General features: G+C 70.6%; 16 protein-coding genes and 3 pseudogenes. 15 read left to right on the top strand and 4 right to left on the bottom strand.

The genetic code is table 11. The annotated features are described in order from the left end of the window. Nucleotides 1–17: 17 nt before the first annotated feature. A complete protein-coding gene (locus OG710_RS20140; RefSeq protein WP_330240572.1) occupies nucleotides 18–728 on the top strand; it encodes a lytic polysaccharide monooxygenase in 711 nt (236 codons plus the stop codon). A gap of 106 nt (nucleotides 729–834) precedes the next feature. On the opposite strand, the gene OG710_RS20135 is transcribed toward OG710_RS20140, so the two are convergent. Next, nucleotides 835–1,701 (bottom strand): SDR family NAD(P)-dependent oxidoreductase, encoded by an 867-nt coding sequence (locus tag OG710_RS20135; protein WP_330240571.1) that lies wholly within the window; start codon nucleotides 1,699–1,701, stop codon nucleotides 835–837. Nucleotides 1,702–1,855: 154 nt separating this feature from the next. Between OG710_RS20135 and OG710_RS20130 the strand changes: the two genes are divergently transcribed. From OG710_RS20130 to OG710_RS20085, 10 genes are all read left to right on the top strand, one after another. Then, nucleotides 1,856–2,437, top strand: coding sequence for a TetR/AcrR family transcriptional regulator (locus OG710_RS20130; protein ID WP_330240570.1), 582 nt, complete (start codon nucleotides 1,856–1,858; stop codon nucleotides 2,435–2,437). A gap of 216 nt (nucleotides 2,438–2,653) precedes the next feature. Then, nucleotides 2,654–3,898, top strand: a complete 1,245-nt coding sequence (locus tag OG710_RS20125) for a helix-turn-helix domain-containing protein (protein WP_330240569.1) — start codon at nucleotides 2,654–2,656, stop codon at nucleotides 3,896–3,898. 179 nt (nucleotides 3,899–4,077) lie between these two features. Beyond that, nucleotides 4,078–4,842, top strand: coding sequence for a toll/interleukin-1 receptor domain-containing protein (locus OG710_RS20120; RefSeq protein ID WP_330240568.1), 765 nt, complete (start codon nucleotides 4,078–4,080; stop codon nucleotides 4,840–4,842). Next, a complete protein-coding gene (locus tag OG710_RS20115) occupies nucleotides 4,839–6,827 on the top strand; it encodes a hypothetical protein (protein WP_330240567.1) in 1,989 nt (662 codons plus the stop codon). The genes OG710_RS20120 and OG710_RS20115 overlap by 4 nt, the downstream gene beginning before the upstream one ends. Next, a complete protein-coding gene (locus OG710_RS20110) occupies nucleotides 6,824–7,984 on the top strand; it encodes a hypothetical protein (RefSeq protein WP_330240566.1) in 1,161 nt (386 codons plus the stop codon). Before OG710_RS20115 ends, OG710_RS20110 begins: the two co-directional genes overlap by 4 nt. Nucleotides 7,985–8,092: 108 nt before the next feature. Beyond that, complete coding sequence (locus OG710_RS20105) at nucleotides 8,093–9,475, top strand: hypothetical protein (RefSeq protein WP_330240565.1); 1,383 nt, start codon at nucleotides 8,093–8,095, stop codon at nucleotides 9,473–9,475. A gap of 234 nt (nucleotides 9,476–9,709) precedes the next feature. Next, on the top strand, nucleotides 9,710–10,090 hold the full coding sequence (locus OG710_RS20100) for a CPCC family cysteine-rich protein (RefSeq protein WP_330240564.1): 381 nt from the start codon (nucleotides 9,710–9,712) through the stop codon (nucleotides 10,088–10,090). Beyond that, the gene (locus tag OG710_RS20095) at nucleotides 10,087–10,818 is read left to right on the top strand and encodes a HEAT repeat domain-containing protein (protein WP_330240563.1); all 732 of its coding nucleotides are present in this window, start codon (nucleotides 10,087–10,089) and stop codon (nucleotides 10,816–10,818) included. Before OG710_RS20100 ends, OG710_RS20095 begins: the two co-directional genes overlap by 4 nt. 389 nt (nucleotides 10,819–11,207) lie before the next feature. Then, a complete protein-coding gene (locus tag OG710_RS20090) occupies nucleotides 11,208–11,744 on the top strand; it encodes a hypothetical protein (protein WP_330240562.1) in 537 nt (178 codons plus the stop codon). 70 nt (nucleotides 11,745–11,814) lie between these two features. Continuing rightward, entirely contained in the window at nucleotides 11,815–12,357 is a 543-nt protein-coding gene (locus tag OG710_RS20085) for a hypothetical protein (protein ID WP_330240561.1), read from the top strand. An 18-nt stretch (nucleotides 12,358–12,375) separates the two neighbouring features. Here OG710_RS20085 and OG710_RS20080 read toward each other — a convergent pair whose 3' ends face one another. The 3 genes and pseudogenes from OG710_RS20080 to OG710_RS20070 form a co-directional block, all read right to left on the bottom strand. After that, entirely contained in the window at nucleotides 12,376–12,837 is a 462-nt protein-coding gene (locus OG710_RS20080; RefSeq protein ID WP_330240560.1) for a hypothetical protein, read from the bottom strand. Then, nucleotides 12,834–13,370 carry an NUDIX domain-containing protein gene (locus OG710_RS20075; RefSeq protein ID WP_330240559.1) on the bottom strand — a complete coding sequence of 179 codons (537 nt, stop codon included), beginning with the start codon at nucleotides 13,368–13,370 and terminating at the stop codon, nucleotides 12,834–12,836. The genes OG710_RS20080 and OG710_RS20075 overlap by 4 nt, the downstream gene beginning before the upstream one ends. Nucleotide 13,371: 1 nt before the next feature. Then, nucleotides 13,372–14,728: pseudogene (locus OG710_RS20070) on the bottom strand (tetratricopeptide repeat protein). 222 nt (nucleotides 14,729–14,950) lie between these two features. Between OG710_RS20070 and OG710_RS20065 the strand changes: the two are divergent. The 4 genes and pseudogenes from OG710_RS20065 (at nucleotide 14,951) to OG710_RS20050 (ending at nucleotide 17,946) form a co-directional block, all read left to right on the top strand. Beyond that, nucleotides 14,951–15,700 carry a hypothetical protein gene (locus OG710_RS20065; protein WP_330240558.1) on the top strand — a complete coding sequence of 250 codons (750 nt, stop codon included), beginning with the start codon at nucleotides 14,951–14,953 and terminating at the stop codon, nucleotides 15,698–15,700. Between the two features lie 81 nt (nucleotides 15,701–15,781). Beyond that, nucleotides 15,782–16,694 (top strand): annotated as a pseudogene (locus OG710_RS20060) (aminoglycoside phosphotransferase family protein). 1 nt (nucleotide 16,695) lies between these two features. Continuing rightward, entirely contained in the window at nucleotides 16,696–17,379 is a 684-nt protein-coding gene (locus OG710_RS20055; protein WP_330240557.1) for a class I SAM-dependent methyltransferase, read from the top strand. A 34-nt stretch (nucleotides 17,380–17,413) separates the two neighbouring features. Further along, nucleotides 17,414–17,946: pseudogene (locus tag OG710_RS20050) on the top strand (HAD domain-containing protein). Nucleotides 17,947–17,981: the final 35 nt, after the last annotated feature.

The following is a 17,981-nucleotide window of genomic DNA, read 5'->3' as shown; positions in this document are numbered from 1 at the left end:
CCAACATAGGAGTTGGCATGAACGCGAAGCGAAAACTGGCCCTCGTGATCGGTGCGGGTGTCGCCCCCCTGCTCGCGGTGGCCCTGCCGGCCACCTCGGCCAGTGCGCACGGATACGTCTCCTCGCCGCCGAGCCGCCAGGCCCAGTGCGCGGCGGGCACCGTCAGCTGCGGCCAGATCAAGTACGAGCCGCAGAGCGTCGAGGGCCCCAAGGGCCTGCGCAGCTGCAGCGGCGGCAACTCCCAGTTCGCCGATCTGGACAACGACGCCAAGGGCTGGAAGGCCACCCCGGTCGGGAGCTCCGCGAACTTCTCCTGGACCCTGACGGCCCGTCACGCGACGAGCACCTGGCAGTACTACATCGGCGGCTCGAAGATCGCCGAGTTCAACGACAACGGCGCCCAGCCCGGCGCCGCCAAGACCCACCAGGTGAACTTCGGCGGCTTCACCGGCAAGCAGAAGGTGCTCGCCGTCTGGAACATCTCCGACACGGCCAACGCGTTCTACGCCTGCATCGACGTGAACATCGGCGGGACCCCCGGCGGTGACGGCGACGGCGGGACCCCCGGCGACTGCACCGCCGGCGCCTGGGACGCGGGCCGCGTCTACAACGGCGGCGACACGGTCTCGTACAACGGCCACAACTGGCGCGCCAAGTGGTGGGTCCAGGGCGAGCAGCCCGGCACGTCGGGCACGTGGGGCGTCTGGCAGGACCTGGGTGCCTGCTGACGCGTGACGAACCACCCCTCTCCGCGGCGGTTCACGACCGCCGCGGAGGGGAACGGGGCGCCGCTCACGCCGGACGGGCGGTGAGCGGCGCCTTCGTGCGCGGCGCTCATGCCGCGTACGGGGTGACCGGTGCGGCGGGCTCGGCGGATGCGCCGGGCCCGGCGGCCGGCCCGTCCTGCGCGGCCTTCGGAGCCGACGCGAGGACCTTACGGGTGACACGCTCGGCGAACGCCGCGACCAGGGCGCGCGGCCGGCGCGGCGGCAGGTGCGCGGCCAGGGCGTTGCCGAACCCCGGTGTGACATAGGCGCGATCGCGGTCGAGAGCGGCCAGCGCGGCGCGCACCACCGGCTCCGGCGTACTCATCGAGCCGTTGACGGCCGCCTCACGCGTGCCGATGGCCTCGAAGAACGGCGTGTCGACCGGACCGGGGCACAGGGTGAGCACGCGCACGCCCCTCCCCCGGCATTCCTGACGCAGGGCGAGCCCGAAGTTCAGCACGAACGCCTTGGCCGCGCCGTAGACCGCGAAGTACGGGGCGGGCTGGAAGCCGGCGGTGGACGCGACGTTCACGACCGCGCCCGCGCCGCGCGCCAGCATGCCCGGAAGCAGGGCGTGGGTGAGGCCGACGAGGGCGACGACGTTGACCATCAGCTGGTCGTGGTCCCGGTCGGCGGCGATGTCCTCGAAGCGCCCGCAGGTCCCGAAGCCGGCGTTGTTGACCAGCAGCCCGATGTCGATGCCGAGCGCGTCGAGCCGATCGGCGATCGCACGGGCGGCGCCGGGCTCGGCGAGATCCCGCACCAGGACGTGCGCCGTTATGCCGTACCGGGCGGCCAGGCGCTCGGCGAGGGCGGTGAGCCGGTCCTCCGACCGGGCCACCAGGACGAGGTCGTGTCCGCGGGCGGCGAGCTGGGCGGCGAACTCCGCGCCGAGCCCGGAGGAGGCACCGGTGACGAGGGCGGTGGTGGGCATGGGAGGTCTCCTTGACTGGGGTCCGGGACGCACTCAACTGCAACAAGACAGTACACGTATTGCCGATGCCTGCAACAGACTTGCTCCACTTACCAAGGAAATGAAGCACCCCTGTATCGTTTAGCGAGATGTCCGAACGGAACGGGGAGGCACCGTGGGAGAGAAGACGGCGAGGCCGCTGCGAGCGGACGCGGAACGGAGCGTGCGCGCGATCCTGGAGGCGGCCGAACGCGTGCTCTCCCGGGACCCCGGCGCCTCGATGGAGCAGATCGCGGCCGAGGCAGGGGTGTCCCGGACGACGATCCACCGCCGCTTCGCCCACCGCCAGGCACTGATCGAGGCGCTCGCCCTGTCGGCCGCCCGCCAACTCGCCCGCGCGGTGGACGACGGCCGCCCCGCGACCGCCCCGCCCCTGGTCGCGCTGCACCGCATCACGGCCAACGTCCTCCAGGTCAAGGGCGCCTGGACCTTCGCCCTGAGCCTCCCGGCCACCCCTGGCAGCGAGGCGGCCGCCCTCCACGAGGAGATGGCCCGCCACTGCGTAGCCGTCCTGGAACGCGCCCGCGCCGAGCACCTGATCGACGCGTCCGCCGACCTCTCGTGGCTCCAGCGCGTCTACTACGCCCTCCTGGGCGAAACGCTCCACGGCAACCCGACGGACCCCACCACGGACCCGGACGCGCTGGCCGCCCGAGTGGTGAACACGTTCCTGCACGGAGCGGGCCCCCGAACCTGAACCACCCCGGCGCTGCCCGAACAGGCAACAGGCAACCCTGCCGAATCCCGATGCCTCCGGCCCACCTCGTGCCAGACTCACTCATGGATGCGGAGCGAAGCGGCTGTCTCACGGAGAGTGCCCGCTGCCGCTCACCGCGTCCTCCCGTGAACGTCGAACGCAGATCCCCCGTGAGGGCGTACCGCTCTCACGGCCACTCTTCGAGGGGGAGCACCGATGACGAGCACACCGGCCCACTTCGGCCCGGAGCTTCGCCGATTACGTATGGAGGCGGAACTGTCGCTGAGCGACATGGCCGCAGCCCTCAACTACGACAAGGGGTACCTCAGCAAGGTGGAACGCGGCGAGCGTTCCGCGTCGCCCGAACTGGCCCGCCGCTGCGACGCCTTCCTCGGCGCGAACGGCGAGTTGCGGCGCCTGGTGGTCCGGTCCGACTCCGATCCCGACGATGCCGCCGCTCCCGCCGACAACCTCCTGCGGGTCGGACGACGTGAAGTACTCGCGGCGGGGACGGGCTCCTTGATAGAGCTCGGGCTGAAGCTCGGCGGCCCGGCCGCCTCTGCGGCCGATCCGCTGCTGCTCTCCTTCCAGGCCCAGTTCGACCAGCTGCGCAAGCTCGGTCAGTCCACGGCTCCGAATGCCCTGCTGCCTCTGCTGGAGACACAGACGCGCCTGGTCGTCGGACTGGCTGCCGCCGCCTCGTCCGCCACTCGTGCCCCCGCCCTTGTGCTGGCGTCGCGCTTCGCGGAGTTCACCGGCTGGATGGCGCAGGAGGCCGGCAACAGCGCGGCAGCGCTCGACTGGACCGACGAGGCAGCCGAACTGGCCCGCGCCGGCGGGGACCCTCACCTCGGTTCCTACGCACTGGTGCGCCGCGCCCTGGTCACGTTCTACGGCGGCGACGCCGCGAGCACGATCGCGCTGGCCCGCCGGGCCCAGGGCCATCACCTGCCGCCCCGCGTCCGGGGACTCGCGGCCCAGCGGGAGGCGCAGGGGCACGCCCTCGCCGGTGATGAGCGCGCCTGTCTGCGGAGTCTCGACCGTGCGCGGGAACTCCTGCGGAGCGACGGGGCCCGTGGCGGCTCCGGGCCCGTACTGGGCACCACGCATGTGACCGATCCGGCCGCGATGACGACCGGATGGTGCCTGTACGACCTCGGGCGCCCGGCGGCGGCCGCCGAGGTGCTGGACCGGGAATGCCGGCGTCTCCCGGCGCACGCTCTGCGCACCCGCGCCCGGTACGGCCTGCGCAGGTCCCTGGCACACGCCGCTTCCGGCGAGGTCGAGCACGCGTGCACGATCGCCGGGGAGTTGCTGGGCGTGATGCCGGCCGTTCCCTCGGCAACGGTGAACGCCGACGTGCGGCGGCTGGCCCGCGAGCTCGCACGCTTCCGGAGCAATCGGGCCGTACGCGATCTGCAGCCGACTCTGGCACGCGTCCTCGCGTCCGCGCACGCCTGACACCACCTCACCACCCCCTCCGGCTTCCCCGCGACGCCAGGCCCCCGGCTCCCGTGTGCACCGGCATCAGGGATGCGCCGTCTTCCCCGCGCCTGCGCGAAATCGCCATGCCGTGACGGCAGCGCGCCGCTTCGCCCTGCCCCGACTCACCCGTAACACACCCTGTGAAAGGACCCTTCATGCCCGATGTCTTCGTCAATTACCGCACCGGCGACGAGGAAACAACGGCGGCCATGATCAACCGGGAGCTCGCCCGGCGGTTCGGTCGTGAGCGGATCTTCTTCGCCAGCGACTCGATCGAACCCGGACAGCGCTACCCCGCCAAGCTGATCGAGGCCGTGGAGGAGTGCCAGGCCCTCCTGGCCGTCATCGGCCCCCGCTGGGCCGAGGTGCGAGGAAGCGACGGACGCCCCGCGTTCGAATCCGAGCGGGACTGGACCCGCCGGGAGATCGGAACCGCCCTCTGCCGCGGAGTCCTCGTCATCCCTGTACTCGTCGGCCGTGCCACCCGCATCGACCCCGCCGCCCTCCCGGAGGATCTGCGGGAACTGGCCGACTGCCAGTACCAGCGATTCGACCACCGCAACGCGGATGCGGACCTGAAGGCCCTGGGCAACGCGCTCTCCAGGCTCCTGCCCGAGCTGGGCCACGAGGATCGCGACGCCCGCGCGGTGCGGGAACCGGCCGAAGAAGGCGGGCACGCCCGGATGCGGACACGCGATGTGAAGCAGCGCATTCGCGGTGGCATCGGCAACCTCAACGGAGACCTCGGTACGTTCGTCAACGAGCCGCAGGGCCCGGTGAACACCGGGCGGGGGCATCAGTACAACGCGCCCCACTTCGAGGGGGACAACACCGGGGTGCAGTACACGGCGGGCGACAACAGCGGCACCGTCCATCAGCGCTTCGAGCGCGAGCGCCGGCGCGCGGACGACGAACGATGACCGATCAGGACCACGTCACGGTCAACGATCCGAATGGCCCCGTCAACAACGGCAGCGGCCCGCAGAACAACTATTACGGCGTCGGCGCGGACTGGATGCGCCGCAAGCGTGTCGAGACCCTCCGGATCGTTCGGGAGGACCGGGTGCGACTGGCCGACCGGTTCGCCCGGCCGGCGGGATACCGCGTGGGTGCCGACCGTCTGAAAAGGCCCGGAGCGGTGGTGTTGCTGGAGGGAGAACCGGGAAGTGGCCGACGTGCCGCGGCGATCATGCTGCTGCACGGACTGGGCACCGAGGACGGCTCCGGTTCCGCCGAAGGGCGCTTCGAAGAACTTCCGGCGATGGACAAGGACCAGAACCCGTTCGCGCCGGCCGAGGGCGACCGCTTCCTCCTCGACCTGTCGGGGATCGCGGACGAGGAAGAGTACGCCGGGGCCCAGCGCGAGCTGGACCTTCGCCGATCCCGGGTCCAGGAGGCCGGGGCCCGTATGGTGGCCGTCCTTCCGGCCGGCCTGGAGTACGCCCGCAAGCCGGACCTGGAACCGTACATCGTGAAGCTGGGGCGTCCCAGAGGCGTCACCGTCCTCACCCGGCACCTCCGCATGGACGATATGGTCTTCCGCCCGGCGGACCTCGCGAACCCCGCCCTCCAGCAGTTGTGCGACCGCTCCCCCATGCGTGAACTGGCTCAGCTCGCACGGCTGGTGGGAGAAGCGCGCGACAGCCGCCGGTTCGGAAGCGACTTCGCGGGATGGCTCGATCAGGCGATCCATGCGGTGACCGACCGGGCCGGTGAGGTGGGCCGGCAAGTGGCCGAAGCGCGCTCCACCCCGGAACGGGCGCTCCTGCTGGCGGCCGCCGTCTTCGAGGAGGCTCGCGCGGACACCGTGTACCGGGCATGGCGCGGCCTGTTGCGGACCGTGAAGTACGAGGACGAGACGACGACCGAACTCGCGGGAAGCGACTTCGGGGAACGTCTGACCGCGCTCGGGATCGAACGGGACGCCGGAGGGCGGCTCCGCTTCGGCCACCTGGCCTACGCCGACGCGGTTCGCACGTACTTCTGGGCGAACTTTCCGGGAGTACGCGACGATCTCAGGGACTGGATCGGCCAAGCGGCCGGGCAACAGGACCTGACCCTCGGCGACCGGGTCGGCATCGTCGTCCGCTTCGGCGAGTGTGCCCTGGCGGTCGACCGGCCCGACCACCTCTTCGCCCTCGCGGTCCAATGGGCGAACGGCTCGACCGGCGCCCATCGCGATCAGCGCGCGGTCACGGCGCTCGGGCTCGGCCTCAGCCACGAGGGGCTGGGCGGCTGGTTCCGCCGGAAGATCTACGAGTACGTGCGGTCGGGCGCTCTGCCGGACGGACTGGTACGCGTACTGACCGCCGCCTGCTGCCAGTACCTGGCGATGACGCACCCCGATCAGGCCCTCGTACGGCTGCACCACCTCGCCGTACGCAACAGCGGGGCGCCGGCCCGAGAGGCGAGGGACGCTCTCTTCGAACTCGGCTGTCGCGACCGCCGGCTCCACCGGCTGCTGATCGATCGCCTGCGCGAACGAACGCACCAGGAGCCGCGTGCGGCGGCACCTCACCTCCGGCTGCTCACAGAACTGCTGACGAGCGACCGCGCATCGGACCCGCCCGTCTGGCCCGACCTGTTCGTGGGCTGGGAGGCGGTCTTCGCCCAGCCACCCGACGAGCTGTGGACGTCCATGGTGAACAGCTGGCTGAGCAGCGCGGCGGAGGACTCCTCGCGGGACATGGCGCTGGGTGTGATGGTCGGTGCGACGCGCGGCCGCCCGGCCGCTCTCCAGCGCCTCTACACCCTCGCATGCGACTGGGTGAGGACCTCTCACCGGCCCGAACGGGCGGCCGTCGCGGGCCGCTTCTGGCGGTACATCGATGACGCGCAGTGCGACCGCGCGGAAGACGCACCGGACATGGGTGCGGGAACCCGGACCAGGGAAGAGGCACGATGAGACACCGCTTCACCGGCTTGCTGTTCGTGGCTCTCTGCGGCCTCGCACCGGCACTGGTCGGGAGCCTGCAGCACTGGTCACCCTGGCTGTGGGGCTTCATGTCCATGGTCACGGTCTCGGGCTCCCTGCTGCTCGTGATGGCGTTCGCCGGCAACGGGCGCGAGCCCGCCGGCACGGATGAGCCCGTGGAACCCGAGCCGGCCGCGCCGCCGGAGCAGCCGTACGCGGAGACCCGTGTGAGCGAGGCCCCGCTGCCCAGTGCGCGGGACGGCTACGACTTCCTCTTCTCCGCCACGGTGTGGTGGCGGGCCGCGCCCGACCACGCCGACTGGTCCGGCAGCGTTTCGCCGGCTCTCGCCGTGTCCTCGGTCGTCAACCGGGCTTCGTCGGTGGTCCGCCACGAGGACCCCGCTCGGGCGAGCTTCGCGCGCTACCTCCTGGAGGGTGAGCTCGGCTTCCCGTTCACGGACCGGAGCGGGCGAGTGGAGTGCACGGTCGCCGACGTGACGCTGACGCTCGCCTCCGAGGACAGCGAGCGCCTGCGGAAGCTGAACAATCTGCGCAAGGACGAGGAGGTGTGGGAGCACGAGCGCCAGTACGAGCGCAGCAAGCGGCGCTATCTGGGCGACGACGTACTCAAGAGCACAGGCAGTGCGGTGGTGTGGTGGCTGGCCCGCCACGAGGAGGAGATCGAGAAGGCGGTCGACATGATCGGCCCGCTCGCCCAGGTCGCGGCGGCGGCCCAGGACCAGGAGGTGCCCGACCTCTTCCGTCACCTTCTCGTGCCACCGGTGGGCGCGCACGATGAGGCGACGGACGAGTTCGTCCGGGAGGAACAAGTGAGCGTCTCCGAACGCCTGCTCCTGCTGATGGAAGCCGCGGATCTGAAACCTGACACGGACGGGTACACGGTCCTGGTGCACCGTGTGATGCGCACACTGCAAGCGAACGGCCGGGAGGACGCCGCCGACGAGATCCGCCGGAGGTTCCTGCTGCCTTACGACGACGAGAGCGACGCCCCCTCGTACACGGCTGCCTCCCCGTCGGAGAACGATGTCGAGCGGGACTGGGGTTCACCGGAGACCGACGACTCCGCCTCCGCGTACTACTGGGACACCCCGCACAGCCCCCACCCCCCGGAGGACCCCGACAGCTGATCCCGCCACCGCCCTTCGCCGCGTCCGCCCCGCCGACCCCGGCAGGGCGGACGACGCCGGGTCAGGTGCGGGCGTACCGATGTCGGAGTCGGCTGGAACACTGCGGTCGTGATCGACGCGATGACCGCGGGCCCTTCCGGTGCTCCCGCAGGCCCCCTGCCACCCAGAGCACAGGCGGCGCTCGCCGGCACCCCCTGGGAAGAGCTGCCGCACGTCTGTTCCGGCCGGCACGGTGTGCCCGACACACCGGACATCCTCGGCGCTGTGCTCGCCACCGATCCGGCCCGCCGGGTTCGGGCGGTGGGCGATCTGTATCGGCTGCTCCTCCATCAGGAGCGGGTGTTTCCGGCGACGGCTCCGGCGGCCCTGGTCCTGGCAGGTCTTCTGGACGATCCACGCACCCTCGCCGAAGACCGCTGGGAGCGCAGGGCCGGTCGGCGGTCGCTTCGCGCCGAACTGCTGAACTGGCTGGCTTCGTTCGCCGACCTCGCCCGCCTGGACGTCGAGGACGGTGTCGGCGCGGATCGGGATCTGGCTGCCGCTCGTACGGCGAGGCCACTGCTCCACGACCGCATCGCGGAGTTCTGCGACGCAGACGATCCGCTGGTGCGGGAGGCCGTGCTCGCGGCCACCGCCCTGCTCCTGACCGACCCCGCCCTCGCCTCGCACGTCCCCCGATACGCGCCCGCCGTCCGCGAGGTCCTTGCCGTGAGCGCGGACTCGTACTACCGGTGCATCGCCCGGGAACGGCTGGCTGCCTGGGGCGAGGATGTCACCGGGCTCATCACTGCGGAGGAGGAGCGCCGCACGGCCCTGGACCGGGCACGCGAGTTGGCGGAGAACCCGTTCGGCGGCCAGGCGCAGGAGCGGGCGATCCGCCGGCTGGCGGAGCAGCCCGAGGACACCGCGGCTCCGGAACGACCGGGCCGCCGGCGCGAGGACCGGACCGCGCCCGAACCGGCACCCGAGCTGCCCGTGGCCGTCCCGTGGCGGATCGCCCGGGAGGAGGAGCGTGCCGAGTGGACGTTCACGCCGTATGTGGGGGTCGGCCCCCTGCACTTCGGGATGACCTTGGAGGAGATCACCCAAGTCCTCGGCGAAGAACCGGCCGTCTCGTCGTACTCCCACCACGGCGAAGACCCGCAGCTCGACTACGCCGACTTCACCGAGAGCGGGGTCAGGGCCCTCTTCCACAACGGCCGCCTGGGGTGCGTCGCCGCAGACGCCCTCACCGGCCCCCAGGTGAGACTGGACGCGGCCCCGCTGACCGGCTGCGCACCGTCCCACGTCGAGAACTGGCTCGCCCACCGCACCACACGGCCCGGCAACCTGACGTACAGCGTCGCCGGCGATCCGATCTTCGCCGACCTGGGCCTGGCGATCCGCCCCCAGCGGGCCGGCGACATCATCCTGACCCGCCCCCTCTTCCTGCTCCACGACTGGCTGGACCTGTGGCACGCACTGCCAGACGAGGAGTGGAACCACCCGTGAAACGTTGCGCACCGGACCGATCGCCGCCACACAGGCGTCGAAGCGGAACGTCTGCGGTGATCCTGACCTGCGGCGGAGCCCCGTGCAGGGCCCTCATCTGGGGTTTCTCGTTGACATGCATGGGTTCCCGGTGGCCGCTTACGGCTGTCCTGCGAACTGGCTGCGGACCGGCCGGGCGGGCGGAGGCCGAGCAATCCATGGCGCACCGGCGGGACCGGCAAGGAGACTGCCCGGGTGAGCGACCGATACCCCTGCCCATGCTGCGGGCACCGTGTGCTGGACGCGATGCCCGGCTCGTACGAGATCTGCCCCGTGTGCTTCTGGGAGGACGACGGGGTCCAGTTCCGCTGGCCGACCATGGCCGGCGGAGCGAACAAGGTCTCCTTGATCGAGGCCCAGCGCAACTGCCAGGACTTCGGCGCCTGCGACGAGCACGGCCGCCGCTTCGTCCGCTCGCCTGCCGAGGACGAGCCGCTCGACCCCGCCTGGCGACCCATCGATCTGACACGCGACTCCTTCGAGGAGTGGGCAAGCGAGAACCGCTCCCCGTGGCCCGACGACCACTCGGTGCTCTGCTGGTGGCTGCCCACTTTCTGGCGCCGGGACCACCCATGACCACGCACATCGAGAGACTCATCCAGCGGCTCGACGACTCGACCGGCCCGTCGTACGACGCCCGCGCGGAACTGATCGGTATCGGCTCTGACGCCATACCCGCCATCATCGACGGACTGCCCTCCCTCGGCAGCTTCGGGCAGCTGACCGCCATCGAGGTCTTCGAAGAGGTGGCGGACCCACGCTGCGGCCCCGCTCTGATCGCCCTCCTGCGCAGCGACGACTCCACCGTCCGGGAATGGGCTGCGATGGCCCTGGCGAGCCTAGAGATAGACGGCGCGGCCGAGCACCTGCGCCGCGCCTATCGCGCCTGCCTGGAAGGGGCGACTCCACCGGACTGGAGCGAGCCGGGCGGCATCCGCTGGGCCCTGACCGAACTCGGCGCACGCACCCCTGTCGTCCCACCGCTCACCGCGCGCCTGCGAGCCACCGCGGCGGACGACGCCCCTGGCTGGCCCTCAACCCACTTCACCGAGATCATCAACGACCTGGCCGACCACGCTCAGGTGATCCTCTACTCCCAGCTCTGGCAGGTCGACGCCGGCCGCACGTACGGCATCTCCGGCACCAGCCTGGACTGGGAACTCGACTGGACCGCGCCCTGGGAGCACCTGGTCGAAGAGTCCCGCACCTGGTCCCTGCTGGAAGCCTCCAAAGCCCCCGCCGGCGACAACATCTTCGTCGCCCCCACCTGGATCGACCGTACCGACCTGTACCCGGAAAGGTGACCAATGCCGTCCCAGCACCCCCAGAAGATCGGCTACGGCCATGTGGTCGAGAGCTAAGTGACGAGGATGTACGCGGGCCTCCCGCGCTACCTCGTATTGAACGGCGGGCGCGGTTCTCTCTGCGCCGCCACGATCGCCTCCGCCCTGGAGCTGTAAACCGCGTCTGAAGCGGCCGAGCTCGATGAGGGTCGTCGTGCCCGGCACCACCAGCACGGAGGCCGCCTGGAGGGCGGGCAGAGCGATGACGGCAAGCGGCTGTGGCGGCCGGAGGCCGCCCCTTCGTGAAGACGCGAAGAAGTACTTCAGTCTGGCGAGCGCCGCCGTAACGCATCGGGCGATGTCAGGCGATTGCCTGACAGGCGAGGGATGGGTCCGGTAGATCTGTGCCCGTGACTGACCCCATGCCCCCCGATGACGGCGAGCCCACTTCCCTCCGTGAGAAGGCCAAGGACTGGGTCGAGAAGGGCAAGGGCTGGGCTGAGAAGCACCCGAGGACGATCCGCTTCGTCAAAGTCGCGGGCGTGGCTGCGGGCATGGTCGCTGTTGTGGTCCTCGCGCCGCGCAGCATGGATGAGGACGCAGACGAGTTCCCCAGCTATGCCGAGGGTTCCGCAAACGCCGAGGACGTTGAGGATGCTGAGGGTGCCGCGGAAGTCGAGGGTGTCGCTGACCAGGAGCAGCCCTCCGCCTCCGACAGGACGAGCAGTCCTCGCGACTCCGCCAAGAACCACCTGCGGAATCTCCACCCCGGCTGGAACGCCAGCGAGGAGAAGAAGGCGCAGTACAAGGAGGAGACAGGGGAAGATCTGCCTCCCGGCACCACCTGGGTCTCTCCAAAGTCCGATGCGGACGATTCCCCGGAAGGCGAGGCCCCGGGTGCGGATGATTCCCCGGAGGACGAGGACCCGGGCGCAGCAGCAGCCTGAGCGCTCAGGTGCAGGTCGCCGCGACCTCCATTCTTGTGCAGTGCCAGCGCAGGCCCTTACGTTCCGTCCCATGACCGCATCAGACGATCTACTCCGCCGGATCGAGCAGGAGTCTTCCCTTGCCACCGCGCTCGCCTGGCCTGGCGATTTCGACGTCGAGCGCCGGGATCCCATCGAGGAACTTGCCCTTCCTACCAGGATCCCCCTACACCCGATAGCCAGTTGCGGCGCTGGCGGCACGTACTACCTGTGCGGGGAGGCTGGGGCCGAGGAGAGGCCCGTCCTGTACGCCGACTCAGAGGGCCAGGCCACGTTGATCGGCGCCGACCTCGTCGAGGCCATCACGCTCATCGCCATACTGCCTTTCTGGCGCGACCTGGCGAAGGGCTTCGTGATCAGCGAGCTCGGCTCGGACCTTCGGGCTGACCACCCGAACTTCGACGCCGAGCGCGACCGCCTCCTGCGCGCCCTCGGGCTTGCTCCCATCTCCGAGGAGGAGGCTGCCGCTCGGCTGCTGGCCGTGGCTGCACGCACGGCCCCCGACTACGTGCCGCGCGTACCGGACGACGATTACCTGCCGTACGAGCTTCTGTTCCCGAGTGGTCCTGCGTAGCGAAGCAGGCGCTTGACGTCAGTACCTGGCGATGACCTGTCGTAGGTCCGTGCCGAGGAGGTCTCCCAGTGCTCTGACGATGGCTGGCGGCAGCGGTAGCTCGCATTCTGGATCCGTGGCCACGAGGCTGTACCTGGCGAAACCCGCAGCCTCGACGTAGTCGAGGGCTTTCAAGTCCGTCTGGGCAGAGCAACAGGGCACCGTCACGGCACGGGAGTCGAAATGGCCGTCTGGAAGGGCTGCCGTGTCCATCGCGTTGCCCCACCAGCCTTCGATGTCGGAGCCGCACACGGGGCACCGAACACGGCACCAGTTCTCCCCGAGGTCGATGAAGGCTGCGCCGGGGATGTCCCAGACGTCATAACCGCCCAGCGCATCAGGAACCAGTTGCTGTAGCTGGGCCTGCGCAACCTCGCTCGCGGCCGACGCAGGCGAAAGGTGCGAATCCTCGGGTATGAGGTGAAGCGGCGTGATGCTCACGCTGCCGACCAGCCGTCCAGCGAGACCTCCAAGCCGTCATTCAGGTAGTCGTGGAGGGCGCTGGCAGTGGTATCCACAAACGCCTCGGGGATGGCGTTGGTGTCGACCCAGCGGACCTGGGAGTGCTTGCGGGGTTCGCGGTTCTCGGGTTCGCCAGTCCATTCGTGGGCGGCGAAGACGACCGTGAGGAAGCCGTTGGGGGCTTCGACGCCCCAGGCGCCGTGGATGATGTGGGCGACCTTGAGAGACTCGGGCTTCACGGTGAGGCCCGTCTCCTCGTAGAGCTCGCGCACGGCAGTTTCAGTGATGGGCTCGCCCGGCTCGCTCTTGCCGACGGGGAGGTCCCACATTCCCTGGGCGAACTTCGCTTTCTCACTGCGTTGGAGAAGGATCACGCGGTTGTTGGCCTTGTCGTGCACGATGACGGCCGCGACCAGCAGGGTCATGGATTCGAGCGCCGGCTTGAGAGCCTTCGGCTGGTCGTCGGTCTGCTGGGTCACGGTGTTCCCTTCGTCGGACGGGTTGTCGGGCATGCTAGGCGAGTGCCTCGCGGGCACGGCGGGCAAGATCGGCGGCGCCGGGAACGCGGCGGCGCTGGTAGACCGCGAGTGTGGAGCGGATCGAGGTGATCGCCTTGCGCGTGCGGTCGGAGGTCATGCATTCCATGAGGACCAGGGCCTGCGTCCAGGCGGCGACGGCTTCGTCGGCGCGGGCTTGGGCGGCGAGGTTGTCGCCGAGGTCTGCGTGGGTGAGGGCGTGGACGCACTTGTACTTCTCCGGGTCCCAGCGGGTGAGGGCGTCGCGGTGCTGCTGCTCGGTGCCGATGTGGTCGGCGAGGTCGGTCAGTGTGCGGGCGGTGTGGCTGGCCACGGTGCCTGCGGCGGGACCACTCACACGGGAGTAGCCGGGCTGGGGGCCGTCGTCCCGCAGGAGGGCGTCTTCGGCAGCGAGCAGGGCGCGTGCGGCCGACGGGTTCTCGTCGGTGGCCGCGTAGGCGCGGGCGTGGGTGATGTGGAGGAGGGCCTCGGTCTGGCCGTCGACGTGGCCGAGACCTGTGCGGAGGGCGCCTTCGACGAGGTCGACGCAGTGGTGGGGCTGCTTGAGGCTCAGGGCCTGGTGGGCGAGGGCGCGCATCATCCAGGCGGCGTGGCCGTGGGGGTCGGCTTCGCAGGCGAGCTTGTAGCCGACCTGGTAGTAGCGCTGGGCGGCACCTTCCTGGCCGAGGTCGTGGTGCTTCCACCCTGCAAGGTAGGCGAGTTCGGCTACGGCGCCGAAGGCGGCCCGGCGTAAGGCTTCGCTGGGAAAGCGTCCGCGCAGCATGGGGGCGGCCGTGTCGGCGAGGTACGCGGTGACGGTGGTCAGGCCGTGCCCGCCGCCGAGGCGCTCGTCGGCGGCGCTGAAGGCCGCCGTAATCTGCCGTACGACGTCCATGTCCTCCGCGCCGACCAGGGACGTACCGGTGCGGGCGCGGAGCATGCGGGCGGTGGGCTTCGTGGTCGTATCCGAGCGGCATGGCGACGCCGGCGGTGGTGAAGGCCGCGATGGCGAGGAAGCGGCGGCGCTCGACGTCGGCGCGGCCCAGGTCGGTGGCGGCGAGGACAGGGTCGGATGCCGTCGGTGCTTCGTCATCGCTGGCCTGGAGGCTGATCTCGGTCTGGGTGACCGTGCGCCCCGCTCGGCGGGACAGAGCTTCGGCCAGGTACTGACCTACCCGGCCCGACGGGGCGCGGGTGCCGTTCACCCAGTGCGAGATGGCCGACTTGTTGGTCTGGAGGATCTCGCCGTTCTCGGCGGCGATGCGCCGCACGTCTCTGGCGAGGGCCTCGTAGGTGCAGTCGACCGCCTCAATGACGTCACGCAGACGGGAGTTGGGTTCTCTCTGCGCCGTCACGATCCTCCACTCCGGAGCTGTAAACCGCGTATACCGCTTCAACTGCCTTCCACCGTACCCACTGTGCGTGACCAACGGTTCACTTATCAGCAGCCGCCCGGAACGGCGCGACCGTGATCCAGGCTCCCCCCTTGGTCCGGGCGGCACCCCGAAGTTCCGTACGCCCACACCGGGCTCGGGCATTCCTGTGCCCGAACCTGGCCGATCAGAGACGGAGACACGGTGATCACCATCGACACCACGGCCATCACGGTCGAGCTGCCCGAGGCGTTCGACCCGCGCTGGAGCCGCCTGCCCGGCATCCAGGTCGACGGCCGGCGCATCACGATCGACCCGGCCGAGTACTTCTTCCGCTTCGAGTCGAACACCTGGCTCGTCGCCGACTGGGAGCTGGTCGAGTCCCAGCTCCTGGAGACGGACGAGACGACCGAGAGCGCGGTCGAGCAGCTCGCGCTCGACTTCATCAAGCAGCACAGCGAGTCCACCTCCGACGCCGCCCGTGTCCTGGCCACCGCGTACGAGGTGTACGCGTACCTGTTCCGCGACGAGCACCTGGCCGGCCTCGGTCTGCCGCAGATCACCGCCGACCACCTGCGGATGCTCCGCGAGGCGGCCACGCTCATGGCACTCAACAAGGTCGAGCTGGACGGGCACATCTCCAACGTCGGCCCGTGCTGGTTCTTCCCCGCCGCCACCTCCGTCGTCTTCGACCTGGACGACGAGATGGGCGGGATGCTCGACGAGGTCTACCACGGCGGCTGGTTCAACGAGCACCGCCGGATCGAGTCCATCAAGGCTCACGCCGCGCTCGGTGGTCGGCTCGTGCACGGCTGCCAGTCCGTGCCGGACCAGTCCGGCGGCGTGGTCGCGCCCTACGGTGCCTCGATGGCGAACTTCCGTGACGGCCTCGCCGCGTTCAAGGCGGGCTGGATCGAGCAGGTCTACGCCCACCGCGTGAACCCCGCCGCGTAACCCACCACCCGATCAGGCTCCGGGGCGGGCCGGCACCCCTCGCCCGCCCCGGACGCCACCACCCCTCCCCGGAGCCCCCGCATGACCGCGAACCCCAGCGCCGAACTCCTCGACAACCTGCTCACCGCGACCAGCCAGACCACCGCCGCACGAGAGGAGGTACGCGTGTGGTCCATGTCCGGCGTCGAACGCGTGACCTTCCCCGACGGCTCCACGGCCATCTTCAAGTACGCCAAAAGCCCCCTTCGACAGCGAGGACCAGGCCCTCCGCCTGGCCCGCACCCTTGGCGTCCCCGTGCCCCAGATCCACGGTTCCGCCATGATCGACGGCTGGCTCGGCATGCTCATGGAGGACCTCGGGCCAGCCGCCCGCGAAGCCGACGACCTCGACGGCGTCGCCGCGGCTGTGGTCCTGCACAGCACCCGTACGGCTCCCGGCCTGCCGGTCCTCGACCAGGAGCGGCTGCGCGCGCTGCCCGTCCGGGCGCTGGAACACCTCGAACGCCTGCGCAAGGTCGACCGGTGGCAGGACGCCGACGACGTCGAGGACGCGCTCGACCGAATCGCCCAGGCTGCCAAGGCCCGCTCGGCCGGAGCGGCGCTGGAACCGTTCGGCTGGGTGCACTCCGAGTTCCACCCCACCAGCCTCCACATCGGCGAGCGCAGCTGGCGGCTGCTCGACTTCGCCCGCGCCTTCACCGGCCCCGGCCTGCTCGACCTCGCCAGCTGGCACGGCACCATCGAGCCCCCGCACCCCGTCCGACTGCGCGTCTTCCTGGAGCAGTACGTCACCGCCGGCGGCACCCCCGACGCCCTCGCCCCGCGCGGCGGGCTCACCGCCGAGCACTGGGCCCTGGGCTGGCACCGCATGTGGGCCGTCGAGTGGTTCATGGAGCAGTCCATCCGCTGGATCAACGACCCGGCCACCGACCCCACCTACACCAAGGCCGTCCGCCGCCACCTCACCGACGTCCTCCACCTCCTGGAGATCTGACGTGCTCACCCAGGCATCCCCCTGGCACGCCCACGCTGCTCAGCGCACCGCCGCCGGCCTCGCCGAACCCCTCTCCGTGCCCGCCCGGACGGAATGGACCACGAGACCCGGCCAAGGGCCCGGAGCCGAGATACTCGGCCCCGACCTGCGCGGCAAGCGACTTCTGGAACTCGGCTGCGGCCCCGGCCACAACGCCGCCCACCTCGCCACCCGCCACGGCGCCAACGTCGACCTGGTCGGCCTCCAGATCCGCCGCGCCCGCTCCCACTACGGACGGCTGAACCACCTCACCTTCGCCGCCGGCCACGCCCTGCACTACCTGCACGCCTCCGACGAGCAGTTCGACGCGATCTACTCCGTCTTCGGCGCCGTCGGCCTCGTCGCCCCCGAGCTCCTGCTCCCGGCCGTCGCCCAGCGCCTCACGCCCGGCCGGGTGCTCGCCTTCTCCGTCCCCCACCCGCAGCGCGGCGGCCGCAGCCCCTCCGGCGACGACCGACCCCGCCGCGACCACGTCACCCTTCCCGACCGCACCCGCCTACCCATCGCCCGCTGGGAGTTCTCCACGGACCGGTGGGAGAAGCACCTCAGCCAGGCGAGCTTCTGGCTCACCTCGGCCCAGGAGTTCCACGACCCCCGCATGGGCCACTGGCCCACCACCCTGCTGATCCGCGCCCACAAGCTCTGACCAGCCATTCGCCCGGCTTCCCTTGGAGGAACCGATGCGCCCGCCCTACCTGCTCCTCGACATCGACGGCGTCCTCATACCCTTCCCCGACGAGCACGGCTCGACCCCCGTCACGACGTCGTCCCCACCGGCCGCAGCGCCGACAACCCGGTCACCGTCTGGCTGGACCCCAACCACGGCCTCATGCTCATGGACGTGATCCGCACCGGCCTGGTGACCCCCGTCTGGTGCACCAGTTGGCGGCAGGAAGCCACCACCCTCATCGGGCCCCTTCTCGACCTCCCGGCCCTGCCACACGTCGACCTGCCGCGCCTCCAGATCACCACCAGCCACCCCCATGCCTACCTGTGGAAGCGCGACCACGTCGACGCCTGGCTGGGCGACGCCCTCGCCGTCTGGATCGATGACGACTTCACCAGCCTCGACCACGCCTGGGCGGCGGAGCGCACCGCCAAGGGAACGGCGACGCTCCTCGTTCAACCCGACCCACACCTCGGGCTGCAGCCCGAGCACCTGACTGAGGTCACGACGTGGGTCGCGCAGTTACCCGTAGCCCGAGCCGCCTGACGACTGTTGCCCTCGCTGCCACGGACAGCGAGGGC

The organism is Streptomyces sp. NBC_00525, from assembly GCF_036346595.1.
Lineage (GTDB): Bacteria > Actinomycetota > Actinomycetes > Streptomycetales > Streptomycetaceae > Streptomyces.
This window is presented reverse-complemented; position numbering and strand designations above follow the sequence as displayed.